The organism is Devosia nitrariae (assembly GCF_030160115.1).
GTDB classification, from domain to species: Bacteria; Pseudomonadota; Alphaproteobacteria; order Rhizobiales; family Devosiaceae; genus Devosia; species Devosia nitrariae.
This window is the reverse complement of the sequence record NZ_BSNS01000020.1, coordinates 333,535-346,947: the sequence shown is the minus strand read 5'-3', so window position 1 is coordinate 346,947 and position 13,413 is coordinate 333,535. Positions and strand designations below refer to the sequence as shown.

General features: G+C 63.9%; 12 protein-coding genes. 9 read left to right on the top strand and 3 right to left on the bottom strand.

The genetic code is table 11. The annotated features are described in order from the left end of the window. Window positions 1-6: 6 nt before the first annotated feature. The 9 genes from QQK18_RS18855 (at window position 7) to QQK18_RS18815 (ending at window position 9,937) form a co-directional block, all read left to right on the top strand. On the top strand, window positions 7-1,113 hold the full coding sequence (locus QQK18_RS18855) for an ROK family transcriptional regulator (protein WP_284341911.1): 1,107 nt from the start codon (window positions 7-9) through the stop codon (window positions 1,111-1,113). Window positions 1,114-1,309: 196 nt separating this feature from the next. Beyond that, window positions 1,310-2,335 (top strand): LacI family DNA-binding transcriptional regulator, encoded by a 1,026-nt coding sequence (locus QQK18_RS18850; protein WP_284341910.1) that lies wholly within the window; start codon window positions 1,310-1,312, stop codon window positions 2,333-2,335. 6 nt (window positions 2,336-2,341) lie between these two features. Then, window positions 2,342-3,952 (top strand): FAD-dependent oxidoreductase, encoded by a 1,611-nt coding sequence (locus tag QQK18_RS18845; RefSeq protein ID WP_284341909.1) that lies wholly within the window; start codon window positions 2,342-2,344, stop codon window positions 3,950-3,952. A gap of 22 nt (window positions 3,953-3,974) precedes the next feature. Further along, the gene (locus QQK18_RS18840; RefSeq protein WP_284341908.1) at window positions 3,975-5,249 is read left to right on the top strand and encodes an ABC transporter substrate-binding protein; all 1,275 of its coding nucleotides are present in this window, start codon (window positions 3,975-3,977) and stop codon (window positions 5,247-5,249) included. A gap of 54 nt (window positions 5,250-5,303) precedes the next feature. Then, the gene (locus QQK18_RS18835) at window positions 5,304-6,227 is read left to right on the top strand and encodes a carbohydrate ABC transporter permease (RefSeq protein ID WP_284341907.1); all 924 of its coding nucleotides are present in this window, start codon (window positions 5,304-5,306) and stop codon (window positions 6,225-6,227) included. After that, entirely contained in the window at window positions 6,217-7,059 is an 843-nt protein-coding gene (locus QQK18_RS18830; RefSeq protein WP_284341906.1) for a carbohydrate ABC transporter permease, read from the top strand. Before QQK18_RS18835 ends, QQK18_RS18830 begins: the two co-directional genes overlap by 11 nt. 13 nt (window positions 7,060-7,072) lie before the next feature. Next, complete coding sequence (locus tag QQK18_RS18825; RefSeq protein WP_284341905.1) at window positions 7,073-8,122, top strand: ABC transporter ATP-binding protein; 1,050 nt, start codon at window positions 7,073-7,075, stop codon at window positions 8,120-8,122. A gap of 137 nt (window positions 8,123-8,259) precedes the next feature. Continuing rightward, a complete protein-coding gene (locus tag QQK18_RS18820; protein ID WP_284341904.1) occupies window positions 8,260-8,706 on the top strand; it encodes a FixH family protein in 447 nt (148 codons plus the stop codon). A 7-nt stretch (window positions 8,707-8,713) separates the two neighbouring features. Further along, on the top strand, window positions 8,714-9,937 hold the full coding sequence (locus QQK18_RS18815) for a cytochrome-c peroxidase (RefSeq protein ID WP_284341903.1): 1,224 nt from the start codon (window positions 8,714-8,716) through the stop codon (window positions 9,935-9,937). Here the strand turns inward: QQK18_RS18815 and QQK18_RS18810 are convergent. From QQK18_RS18810 to argH, 3 genes are read right to left on the bottom strand one after another with little or no spacing between them, the layout of a single operon-like run. Then, window positions 9,925-10,842 (bottom strand): carbohydrate kinase family protein, encoded by a 918-nt coding sequence (locus tag QQK18_RS18810; RefSeq protein WP_284341902.1) that lies wholly within the window; start codon window positions 10,840-10,842, stop codon window positions 9,925-9,927. The two genes, QQK18_RS18815 and QQK18_RS18810, sit on opposite strands and share 13 nt — an antisense overlap. Continuing rightward, on the bottom strand, window positions 10,839-11,903 hold the full coding sequence (locus QQK18_RS18805; RefSeq protein ID WP_284341901.1) for an ABC transporter ATP-binding protein: 1,065 nt from the start codon (window positions 11,901-11,903) through the stop codon (window positions 10,839-10,841). The genes QQK18_RS18810 and QQK18_RS18805 overlap by 4 nt, the downstream gene beginning before the upstream one ends. Then, a complete protein-coding gene (argH, locus tag QQK18_RS18800; RefSeq protein ID WP_284341900.1) occupies window positions 11,903-13,411 on the bottom strand; it encodes an argininosuccinate lyase in 1,509 nt (502 codons plus the stop codon). Before argH ends, QQK18_RS18805 begins: the two co-directional genes overlap by 1 nt. Window positions 13,412-13,413: the final 2 nt, after the last annotated feature.

The following is a 13,413-nucleotide window of genomic DNA, read 5'->3' as shown; positions in this document are numbered from 1 at the left end:
CTGAGGTTGCCAGGTTCAGAGTTTTCACCTGTCCAAAAACGCGTCCTGCAGCTGGCGCTCGGTGCGCCCGCGCCGAACCGGCTGGAGCTGTCGCGCATCATGGGGCTTTCTCCGCAGACCCTGACGCGCGCGGTCCGACCGTTGATCGAAGACGGGATACTCTCCGAGCGGGCGATCCATAACGGCAGGCCAGGCCAGCCCGTGCGAGAGCTCGCCTATCGGGAGGGAAGGCTTGCCGTGCTTGGTCTCGTTCTCACCCAGGAGCGCATCTCGGTCACCGCCGAGGACCTTGCCGGCACACAATACTTCAGGAAGCAGGTCACAGGCGCGGTTGGAACGCCGGCTCGCGCGCTTCCGATCGCAAGCGACTTGATCGCGGAGTGCCGGAGCGCGCTACCAGGACATTCCGACCTTCTCGGCCTCGGCGTTGCCGCACAAGGCTTTTTCCTCGAGCGCGGGCGGCGCATAGTCGCCCGCGGCGATCCAGCGGGTTGGTTGGAGGTGGACCTTCAGGCACGCCTGCGTGCCATGGCCGACCTGCCAATCGCCCTTCAGAACGATGCCCGAGCTATCGCGGCCGGATTGGTCCGAATGCCGGTCGGCAGAACCTACAGCCACTATTTCTGCCTCTTCCTCAGCACCGGCGTTGGTGGCGCCCTGGTTGTCGACGGGCAAATCCACGATGGACCGCATGGGAACGCGGGCGAGATCGGCGCCTTGCTGCCCGAAAGCCGCGCTCGCCCGACCATATCGAATTTCCTTGCCGCGTCGGAACTGGGGGCGATCGAAGAGTGGGCCGGGTTTGAGGCGTTGCCCGGCGAGCGCCGCACACGGCTCGAGGCTTGGTGCGCCGAAGCCGGAGCGCAACTCTCGGCCCCGCTGCAAGCCGTCCTGGCCTTGCTCGATGTCGAAGCCGTGGCGGTCTTTTCACAAATCCCGCGTGAGGTTGTCGAGCGGATCTGCAGAGGCATAAGGCTCCTTCCCATAGGAGCTGACTTTGCGGGGATTCCCAAAACCGTGCTCAATCAACCGGAATTCGTCGTTTATGACGACACATCCCTCGAGCGGGGCGCTTGCGCGGTCGCACGATCGCATTTCTTCAGCGGTGACTAGAGCGCGATGTGATTTGATTGGATCAAATCTCGCGCTCTAGATTCTTGTTATCGCGGTATTTTTTGCGAAAACCGATTTCCACTTTTTCCCAGCCCGCTCTAAAAAGGGCCCTTGACTGCCCGTCACAAAATATGCTGCTAATGCGTATAACTTGCTAATACGCATTAGCAGCAGCTGCGGGAGGACGAGGATCAAGGTGGCACCCAGCGGGCGGCTGACTCAGAAGGACATTGCGCGGCTTGCCGGCGTCAGCCAGGCGACCGTGTCGCTGGTCCTCAATGACGCCGCGGCGGCAGCCGGCCGTATCCCGCAGGAGACGCGCGAGAAGGTCGCCAGGGTCATCCGCGATACCGGCTACGTCGCCGACCCGGTCGCCCGCCGCATGGCCAAAGGCCGCAATCAGATCCTCGGCGTCTTCACCTATGAACCCGCCTTCCCCAGTGCCCAGGCAGATTTCTTCACGCCGTTCCTTCTCGGCATCGAGGAAGCCGCGCAGGATCTTGGCTACGATCTGCTGCTGCTGACTGGTGCGGGTAGCGCCAACAAGAAGATTTTTGCCGAGAACAATCGCCTGCGCCTCGCCGATGGCTGTCTGGTGCTCGGCCGCGACTTCGACCGCGACGAGCTCGAACGGCTGGTCTCAGGCTCCTACCCATTCGTTGCCATCGGTCGACGTGACGATGCAGGAGGGCCGGTGCCCTATGTCGGCGGCGCCTATACCGAGGCAACCGCGCGAATGGTCGAGCGTGCTATCAGCCTCAGGCACCGCCGCTTCGCCTTCATTGGTCCGGCAACCGGCGCAGAATCGACGCGTGACCGCTGGCAGGGCTTTGAGGAGGCGCTCCTCGCGCCCGCTGAACTGGTGCTGCACCTGAAGCAGACGGGTCTCGGCGCCGATGAAATGCTCGACGCCATCGCCAGCACCCGCGCAACCATCGCCGTCATGACCGAACTTGCCGACGCCGTGCGCCTTGAGGCCCTCGTACGCGAGCGCGGCCTTACCGTTCCCGCCGACTTCTCGATCCTCGTGCTCGGCAGCCACTATCGCGCCGAGCCGACTGGCACGCGCTTTACCTCCTACGTCATTCCCCGCGAGGAGATGGGCCGCGAGGCAACGCGCATGCTGGTTCGTCGCATCGAGGGGAGCGATGCCCTCGAGCAGCGGCTCCTCCCTTGCGAGCCCTTCGAGGGCGAAACCCTCGCATCCCCAAACCAACGGTAGTCACTCGTGAAAGAATTGCATGCAGACGTTTTGATCATCGGCGGCGGCCTCGGCGGGGTCGCCGCGGCGCTCGGCGCGTTGCGCGCCGGCAAGCGCGTGATCATGAGTGAGGAGTTCGACTGGATCGGTGGTCAGTTGACCAGCCAGGCCGTGCCGCCCGACGAGCATTCCTGGGTCGAGCAGTTCGGTGTTACCCACTCCTACCGGCAACTGCGCAACGGCATCCGACAGTTCTACCGCGACCACTATCCATTGACCGAGGCCAGCCGCGCCTGGACCGACCTCAATCCCGGCGCCGGCTGGGTCAGCCGCCTTTGCGCGGAACCGCGCGTCGGTCTGGCCGTGCTCGAAGCCATGCTGATGCCGTGGCGCGGCAGTGGCAAGCTCACGGTGCTGCAGCCCTATGTGCCGGTTTCGGCCGACGTAGACGGCGACACAATCCGCGCCATTACGCTGCGTCATCGCGATACAGGAGACCGCCTCGTTGCCTCGGCCCCCTATGTCATTGACGCGACCGAACTCGGCGACCTGCTGCCGATGACCGGCACTGAATACGCCAAGGGCTTTGAAAGCCGGGCCGACACCGGTGAGCCCAGCGCTCCGGCCGAGGCCCAGCCCGACAATGTGCAGGCCGTCTCGATCTGCTTTGCCATCGACCATGTCGAGGGCAACCACGTGATCGACAAACCCGCCAGCTACGACTTCTGGAAGGCGTACCAACCCGAGTTCTGGGGCGGGCCACTATTGGGATGGAAGGCGCCTCACCCGCGCACGCTCGAGATCGTGGAGCGCTCCTTCACCCCCAATTCCGACGACAATCCGCTGGAGGTCGACGCCGACCAGCGCCGCAATGCCGGCGATGCCAACCTCTGGACCTTCCGCCGGATCGCTGCGCGCCGCAACTTCGTGCGTGGCGCCTACCCGTCGGACATCTGCCTCGTGAACTGGCCGATGATCGACTACATGGAAGCCTCGATCATCGATGTGAGCGATGAGGAGAAGACCAGCCACCTCGAGCGCGCCGCCGAACTCTCCTATTCGGTCTTCTATTGGCTGCAGACCGAGGCGCCGCGCACCGATGGCGGCTACGGCTTCCCTGGGCTGCGCCTGCGCGGTGATATCACCGGCACCGCCCATGGCTTGGCCATGGCGCCCTATATTCGCGAGAGCCGGCGGATCAAGCCCGTCACCCGTATCGTCGAGCAGGACCTCTCCTATGACGTCCGCGGAGACCGTGGTGCGGTTCACTACCGCGACAGCGTGGGCGTCGGCATGTACCGCATCGACCTGCACCCCTCGACCGGCGGCGACAACTATGTCGACGTGCCCTCATGCCCCTTCGAGCTTCCGCTCGGGGCACTCCTGCCCCAGCGCATGAAGAACCTGCTGCCGGCGGGCAAGAACATCGGCACCACGCACATCACCAATGGCTGCTACCGCCTGCACCCCGTCGAATGGAACATCGGCGAGGTCGCGGGCCTGCTCGCCGCCTATTGCCTCGAACAAGGGCTCACACCGCATCAGGTGCAAGAAAACGACGCCCATCTCAACGACTTCCAGAACGAACTCTACGGCCAAGGGATCGAGATCCGCTGGCCGGAAGTCGCACCCTACTGATCGAACAAGGAGGAACACGACCATGCATTCCAAGACTTTTCTGAAATCGGCAGTGGCGAGCGCCGCGATTGCTGCCTCGCTCGCCTGGAGTGGCGTTGCCTGGGCTCAGGACGCCGTCAATCTGCGTATGACCATCTGGAGCGGCAATGAGGCGCACCTGGCGATGTTCAACGAGATCGCCGAGGGCTTCAAGGAAACGCACCCGAACGTCAACGTGACGTTCGAGCCGTTGCCGTTCGAGAACTACACGACAACCCTCACCACCCAGATCGCCGGTGGCAATCCGCCGGACCTGGCCTGGATCCTCGAGACGACCGCGGCCGACTTCGTCAATTCAGGAGCACTCGCGCCCCTGACCGAAGCATTCGAGGCGACCGAAGGCTATGACATGGCCGACGTTTCCGAACAGGCGACCGCGCTCTGGACCCGGGATGGGCAGCTCTATGCCTACCCCTTCTCGACCTCGCCCTTCGCCATCTTCGCCAATAACGATCTGATCACAGCCGCCGGCGCCCGCACTCCCGCCGACCTCATCGAAGCGGGAGAATGGACCTGGGAGAACGCGTTCGCGACAGCGGCTGCCGTTGCGCAAGCTGGAGAGGCGGACGGTCTCGTCGTACGCGACTTCAACTACCAAGTCTGGCAGAACGTTGCCTCGATCTGGAACGGCTGGGGCGCATCGCCCTGGAGCGAGGACGGCAAGACCTGCTCGTTCTCCGAGCCGGAGATGGTCGAGGCGATGACGGCCATCCACGACGCCGTCTTTAAGGCCGGCGCCATGCCCGGCCCCGGCGAGAATGTCGACTTTTTTGCCGGTGACGCCGCCATGACCATCACCCAGATCAGTCGGGCTTCGCTCCTGCCGAAGGAGGACCCGTTCGATTGGGACCTGGTGCCGCTGCCGACCGGACCTGCCGGCGAATATGCCGTGGTCGGCCAGGCCGGTGTCGGAGCATTCGCCAACGCGCCCAATGTTGATGTCGCCGTCGAATTCCTTGCTTACATGACCAACCCCGAGAACAGCGCCAAGCTGGCGCAGTTCTTCCCGCCGGCGCGTTCGAGCCTGCTCAATGCAGAGACCCTGGCGACCACCAACCCGCTGCTGTCGGCCGAACAGCTCGAGGCCGTCGTCATCGCCGGTATCTCCAACGGAAAGGTGCTGCCCGGGCACACCAACTTTGCTCAGATCCAGCAGACGGTGCGCGCCGAACTCGACGCCCTCTGGCAGCCGGACGCTGACGTTGCCGCCGTGCTTGCCAATGTGTGCAACCGGATCGCGCCGCTTTTGGCGCAATAGAACCGACGGAGGGGTGGCCGGCAGGTCCCACCCCCCCGCCATTTGGATTGGCACATGACCAACTTGGCCCACGACATCTCGAAACCAAGACGCACCTTCTGGACCATGGAGCGGCGCGACGCGGCGGCGGGCTACATCTTCATCGCGCCGCAGCTCATGGGCATCGTCCTTTTCGTGCTGATCCCGCTGGGTCTTGTCTTCTGGTACTCGCTCCACGAGTGGAACGTCTTAGCCAACACCTTCAACTTTCGCGGCCTCGGCAACTACGAACAGCTTCTGCGCGACCCGGCGCTGCCGCAGGTGCTCGCCGCCTCTGCGATCTTCTCGGCTGGCCTCGTCGTCTTCAACATGAGCCTGGCGTTGCTGCTGGCGGTCCTGCTCGACCAGAAGCTTAGGGGTATCGTCGTCTTCCGCACGCTGTTCTTCTCACCGGTCGTCGTCTCGCTCGTCGCCTGGACCATCGTCTGGGGGTTCCTGCTGCAGAATAATGGCGGCATCAACGGCCTTCTGCAGATGGTCGGCATCGAAGGTCCGAACTGGCTGCGCCACCCGACGACCGCGATGATCTCGGTGATCGTCGTTCAGGTCTTCAAGAATGTCGGGCTCAACATGATCCTGTTCCTGGCAGCTCTGCAGGGCGTGCCCAAGGAACTCTACGAGGCCGCGCGCGTCGACGGCGCCCCGCGCTTCAAGCAGTTCCGCCGCATCACGCTGCCCATGATCAGCCCGACGATCCTCTTGACCTCGATCATCACCATCGTCGGCTCGCTCCAGGTCTTCGCCCAGATCGCGGTGCTGACCCAGGGTGGCCCGGGCATGAGCACCACCGTGCTTGTCTACTACCTCTACCAGCAGGCCTTCCAGTTCCACTTCTTCGGCTACGGTGCGACGCTCTCGATCCTGCTGTTCCTGATCGTTGCCGTGCTCACCTTTGCCCAGTGGCAGATGCGCAGGAGGCTCGTCTTTTATGAAAACTGACCTCTCGCCGCGCATGAAGGTCGCCCTTTACGGGCTGATGTGCATCCTGCTCATTCCCTTCGTCTTTCCGACCTGGTGGATGGTCACTTCGTCGGTCAAGCCGATCAGCGATATCTTCGCCTTCCCGCCTGATATCATCCCGCGCCAGTTCGACTTCTCGACCTATTCGCAGGTGTTTGAGCTGCAGCCGTTCGCCCGGCAGTACTGGAACTCGGCCTATATCGCGGCGCTCGTGACCCTCGGGACCATGATCGTTTCGTCGATGGCCGGCTATGCGTTCGCGCGCATCAAATTTCCCTTCTCCAACGCCATCTTCATGGTGGTTCTGCTGGGCCTGCTGATCCCGTCAGAGGTCACCATCGTGCCCCTGTTCCAGATGTTCCTCTCCTGGGGCATGATCAACACGCACTGGCCGCTCATCCTGGTGCCCGTCTTCGGCGCGCCATCGGTGTTCGCCACCTTCGTCATGCGGCAGTTCTTCATTTCGCTGCCGGTTGAGCTCGAGGAGGCAGCGCGGGTCGACGGGCTCGGCCGGTTCAAGATCTTCTGGACCATCGCCCTGCCGCTCGCCAAGCCGGCCCTCGGAGCGGTCGCTATCTTCACCTTCCTGCACAGCTGGAACCTCTACCTCGAGCCGATCGTGTTCCTGTCCTCGACACAGATGTTCACCCTGCCCCAGGCGCTGACCCAGTTCACCGACGCCTATGGCGGGGCCATGTGGAACATCCAGCTCGCCGCCGCAACGATGACCGCCCTGCCCGTTCTCGTCGTCTTCATCATTGCCCAGAAACAGTTCGTCGAGGGCCTCGCACATACCGGCCTCAAGGGCTGATCAGGAATAAACAATGGCGCCAGTCACCCTCAGATCCGTCAAGAAGAGCTTCGGCCAGAGCGACGTCATCCACGGCGTCGATATCGACATGACCGATGGAGAGTTCGTCGTCCTCGTCGGCCCGTCCGGCTGCGGAAAGTCGACGCTCCTGCGCATGATCGCCGGGCTCGAACCCATCACTTCGGGTGAGATCGACATGGGCGGCCGGATCGTCAACGATCTGGAGCCCAAGGACCGCGACATCGCCATGGTCTTTCAGAACTACGCGCTCTACCCGCATATGAGCGTTGCGACCAATATGGGCTTTTCGCTGGAGCACCGCGGCGCCAGCAAGGCCGAGATCGCCGAGCGTGTCCAATGGGCTGCCGAGATCCTGGGACTCGAACCGCTTCTGAAGCGCTATCCGCGCCAGCTTTCGGGCGGCCAGCGCCAGCGTGTCGCCATGGGCCGCGCGATCGTCAGGAATCCGCAGGTCTTCCTCTTCGACGAGCCGCTCTCCAACCTCGACGCGAAACTGCGCGTCGACATGCGCGGAGAGATCAAGGCCCTGCACCAGCGTCTGAAGACGACGACCGTCTACGTCACCCACGACCAGGTCGAGGCGATGACCATGGCCGACAAGATCGTTGTCATGAATGCCGGCCGCGTCGAGCAGATCGGCGATCCGCTCGATGTCTACGATGCGCCCGCCAACCGTTTCGTCGCCGGTTTCATCGGTTCTCCGGCCATGAACTTCATCGAGGGCGAGGCAACCGCCGAAGGCTTTGTCGCTGACGGCGTGGTGCTGCCGCTGGCGGCCACGAGGTCCGACCTGGCCGGCAGGACGTTGGTCTACGGCATCCGGCCCGAACACCTGGTGCTTGATCCTCAAGGCCTTCCGGCAACCGTCAAGCTCGTCGAACCCATGGGATCCGAGACCCAGGTTTCAATGACGCTCGCCGGCACAACCGTCATCGGCGTCTTTCGCGAGCGGGTCCGGGCCTTGCCGGGTGAGGTCATTCGCCTGCGCCCCGAAACGGTCAACATCCATATCTTCGACGCAGCCAGCGGGCGCAGGCTCTAGCCTCGCGAGTCCTTCGCGCTCGCAGGGCGGGATGGCAGCGAACCGTCGGTCACATTTTTGTGCTTGACCTTACCATGATTGGAAGGTCCAGAACCTTTTCCTCGACGCGCATCGCGTCCTCGGAAAGGAAAACGCTCATGTCAAAATCAGCTCGCAAATGGTTGCATCTGCTCTGGATCGTCCCGGTAGGTGGTCTCGCCGTCGGCGCCGTCATGGCCGCCAAAATGATGTACGTACCTGCCGACCTCGATCTGTCGCTCTCGCGCACGACCGAGAGTGGCCTCTACGTCAGCTCGCTCGAGCCCGGCATCTCGCCCGTCGCCATCGGCTCCATCCACAGCTGGACAGTCGAAGTCACTACGCCGGACGGTACACCGGTCGAAGACGCCGTCATCTCGGTCGCCGGCGGTATGCCTCAGCACGGGCATGGGCTTCCGACTTCCCCCCAAGTGACGCAGTCGCTCGGAGAAGGCCGGTACCTGGTTGAAGGCGTGAAGTTCAACATGCCGGGATGGTGGACGCTGACGCTCTCCATCGACGGTTCGTCGGGTTCCGACGAAGCGACCTTCAATCTGAGCCTGTGAGGCTGGTATGCTCCGCATCGGCACCGCGATCGTCACGGCGGGCTTGGCCCTGACCCTGCTCTCGGCGTGCGCCCCGCAGGGTCAGAACTCCTCGGCGCCCTGGAGTGCCGAGGAGATAGCGCTCATCACGGCGCTGTCCCTCAGCCGCCTGCCCGAGTTGCCGCCCGACCCGTCCAACCGCGTCGCTGACGATCCGGCAGCAGCGGCGCTGGGTGAACTGCTCTTTTCGGACACGCGGCTGAGCAGCAATGGCGAGGTCTCCTGCGCCTCCTGTCACTTGCCGGAGAGGCATTTCCAGGACGACCTGGCGTTGGCCAGGGGCGTGGGAGAGACGACGCGCCGCACCATGCCGATCGCAGGCACTGCCTACAGTCCCTGGCTGTTCTGGGACGGCCGCAAGGATAGCCTGTGGTCGCAGGCGCTCGGGCCGCTCGAAAGCGGGGTCGAGCACGGCACCGACCGGACCCATGTCGCCCGAGTGATCGCCGCCGAGTACACGCAGGCCTACGCGGAACTTTTCGGGCCCTTGCCGGACCTCTCCAAACTGCCCGCCCACGCAGCGCCCGCCGGAGCGCCCGATGCAGTCGAAGCCTGGGAGACGCTTAGCGAAGAGCAGAAGGATTCAGTTGATCGCGTCTTTGCCAATGCCGGAAAGGCCATCGCGGCGTTCGAGCGCACGATCGTCCCTACCCCGACACGCTTCGACGCCTATGCCGATGCCCTGGCCGGAGGGGCCGCAACCGAAGGGCTGATGACCGAACAGGAGGAATTGGGGCTGAAGCTCTTCATCGGCGAGGGCAGTTGCGTCAACTGCCATAACGGTCCCCTCTTCACCGACAACCACTTCCACAACACCGGCGTGCCGGCTGTTGCCGACCTACCCGCAGATCTCGGCCGGGCGCTCGCAGTCGAACAGGTCGCCACCGATCCTTTCAACTGCCTCGGCGCCTATAGCGACGCCGGGCCGGCCGACTGTGCCGAGCTGAAGTACATGACCGTCGATGGCGAAGAGCTCGTGCGCGCATTCAAGACGCCGTCGCTGCGTGGCGTGGCACAGCGGCCGCCTTACATGCATGCCGGCCAGATCGGCACCGTCACCGAAGTCCTCGACCACTACAACAGTGCGCCGTCCGCGCCGGCCGGTCACAGCGAACTCGAGCCGCTGTCGATGTCGGCTGAGGAGTTGGGGGCTCTCGAGGCGTTCCTGCGAACGCTCGACTATGATCCTTGAGCAGCAGCGAGCGCAATCGTGAGACTCCCGATGCCGCCGACCGCCCGGACAGAACGACTGCCGGCATCGATCGCCGCAGTCAAACCTTCCTGGCCTTCGGCACCCTCAAGCCATGCGTTGAGAAAGCCGGCGTTGAAAGCGTCGCCAGCGCCGGTCGTGTCAATCACCTCGACGGCGGGTGCGGCGCGCTGGCTTATCTCGCCATTCATGGAGAGCCAGGCGCCATCAGCACCGCATTTAAGGGCGACGACGGGGAAATGCCGCGCGAGTGCCTCGAGAATGGCAGTCGGCTCCTCCTGTCCAGTCAAGGCGCGTGCCTCTTCCAGATTTGGCAGGAAGACATCGGTGCCCGCCACCCGTTCGAAGAATAGTGGGTCGCCGATCAGGCTCGAATCCCAGCTCGGATCGAGCGAGACCGTGTGGCCCCGCTCCCGGGCCGCGTCGATGGCATGCGGTATTTCATGAAGGGTGGCGTATTCGGCAATGTGGAGGTGCGCAGCGTCAGGCCAGTCGAGCGCCGCCTCTAAGGTTGCTGGCAGCGCCCTGCCCGCCCGGCGGGAAAGAAAGGCGCGCTCGCCCTCGCGCACCATGACCACGGTCACCTGCGGACCGGCATCGGGGTGCCTCTCGAGGAATCGCAGGTCGACGCCGAGAGCCGCAATGTCGTTCTCGACACCGCGCGAAATGGCATCGGTGCCGTAGCGGGCAACAAGTGCCGCCGGCCGGCCGACCGCGACCGCATGCGCGGCGGTGATGAAGGCGCCGCCTCCTGGGGTGATGACGAAATCACGGGCGAACAGTTCGCGCCCTAGCTCGGGCATGGCGTCCAACCCATTGAACACCATATCGCTATAGACGCGGCCGAGGCTGAGCAAGGCCCGGCCGCCAGACTTCTCGTGCCTCATGCCCGGCCCAGCGCCTTCTCGGTCGCAACATCGAAAAGGTGCAGCGAACCTGTCGGCGCCGCAACGGTGACCGAGCTGCCGATGGGCGGCACGACCCGGCCGGGCGCGGTGGCAATGACGGTTTCCCCACCGACCTCTACATGGACCAGCGTTTCTGCCCCGAGAGGCTCGACGGCGACAACCGGACCGGTGGCCGACAATCCGGAGCCGGCGGTCTCGGCGACCTCGAGGTCGTGCGGGCGCACCCCGACGCGCACCTCACCGGTACCGGAGACCGTCCCGCCCGACCAGGTGGCGCCTTCGACGGTGAGCTTGCCGCTCGCCATGCTGCCAGGCAGAAGGTTCATCGAAGGACTGCCGATGAAGCGGGCGGTGAACATGTCGACGGGGTTCTCATAGAGGTCGGACGGGGTGCCGACCTGCAGGATGTGGCCGTCCTTCATCACGACGATCCGGTCGGCCATGGTCATCGCCTCGATCTGGTCGTGGGTGACGTAGACGACGGTGGTGCCGAGCCGCTGGTGCAACCGCTTGATCTCGATGCGCATCTGACCGCGCAATTGCGCGTCGAGATTGGAGAGCGGTTCATCGAAGAGGAAGGCAACCGGATCGCGCACCATGGCTCGGCCGATGGCGACACGCTGGCGCTGGCCGCCCGAAAGCGCCGCTGGGCGGCGGTCGAGGAGTGCTTCGAGACCGAGGATCTTTCCTGTTTCCTCGATACGTTTGCGCTTTTCTGCCTTGGGAAGCTTCGACGTATAGAGCCCGAAGCCGATGTTCTGGCCGACGGTCATGTGCGGATAGATGGCATAGTTCTGGAAGACCATGGCGATATTGCGCTGCTTGGGTTCGCGCTGGTTGACCACCTCGCCGCCGATGATGAGGGTTCCGCCGGAAATGTCCTCGAGGCCCGCGATCATCCTGAGCGTCGTCGATTTGCCACAGCCGGAGGGGCCGACGAAGACGACGAACTCACCGTCCTCGATGGCAAGATCGATGCCGTGGACGACACGGGTCCGGCCGTATTCCTTGACCAAGCCCTGCAATTCGATCTTTGCCATCAGGCGACATCCTTGAGTGCTTGGAAACGCTGGTCGAGGGTGCGTGCGGCAGTCGTCTGCCGCGTGAGGAGCGCCGCGTGGCGCTCGGCGAACATCTTGGCGTCGTCGCGGTACCCGGCCAGCGCGGCGGCGAGCGGCGCTTGGGCGGGACCACCAAAGCGAGTGCGCACGGCAACGAAATATTCGGGCGAGACGATCTCGGCAAAGAGCGCAGGGTCGATGGCGGTCTTGCGTCCGGTCGCCTTCTCGAAGGCCAACAAAAACGGATCGTAGCCGTCGGTTTCCAGGCCCCCGCCCGTCGCAACCACGGCGCGGGCAACGGCTGCTGCGATCTCGTGGCCCTCACGGAATGAGAGGCCCTCGCGGCGTACGAGGCTATCGGCAAGCTCGGTGATGGTGATGCAGGAGCGCCGGATATTGTCGGCGACCCGGGCCGGATCGACTTTGATCTGGGCAACGAGTGAGGTGAGGAGGTCAAGCACGCGATAGGCGCTCTCGAAGGCTTGGTAGCCCATCGCCTGGGTTTCGCCTTCGCTGTCGTTCATGTCGGTGAAGGGGGTGTTGTGCATCACCTCAAGCATGGCGCGGGCGCGACCGAAGGTCTGACTTGCCAGGTGCCGCAGGTGTTCGATCGGTACCGGATTGCGCTTTTGCGGCATGATCGAGGAGATCTGCACCAGCGCATTGGGCACATAGATCTGGCCGACTTCGAAGCTCGTCCAGAACTGCAGGTCCTGGATCGGACGGCCGAGGTGCAGGAACATCAGTTCCATGGCCCCGTAGGTCGCGGTGATGTAGTCGACGCCCGCGATGCAGCTATAGGAATTCTGCAGGGGCGCCGAAAAGCCGAGGAGCTCGGCAACACGCGCCCTGTCCGTCGGAAAGCCCGATGTGGTGATCGCCGCGGCGCCCATCGGCGACAAGTCGACAATATCATAGGCCTGGAACAGGCGCTCGATGTCGCGCACGACGAATTCGACGATTGCCGAGAGATAGTGCCCGAATGTCGTCGGTTGCGCCGGCTGGCCATGCGTATAGGCAACGATCAGCGTTGCCTTCTCGCGCTCGGCTGCTTCGATGAGGGCCAAGTGGAGGTTCAGGGCCTTGTCAATCAGCACATCGAGCCGCGCCTTGAGGCCCAGCTTGAAAAGTGTGTGGTCGATGTCGTTACGCGAACGGGCGGTATGCAGGCGCCCGGCGAGATCCGCCCCCAGGCGCTTCTTCAGCTCTTTCTCGATGAGGAAGAAATAGTCCTCGACCTCGCCGGTATATTCGAGGCTTTCGGGGTCGATCTCGGCATCGATGCTCTCGAGCGCCGCAGCGATCTGGGCCGCTTGCTCCCGTGAGAGAATGCCGGTTTCGGCGAGCATGACGAGGTGGGCCCGGTCGATCGCCCGGAAACCGTCGACATGATGATGTTTGGCGCCATCGAAGAGCGGGCGCAGCACCGTTTCCTTATAGACAGGATCGGGAAAGACCGACCGGTCGGCTAGGCGAGGATCGGTCATGA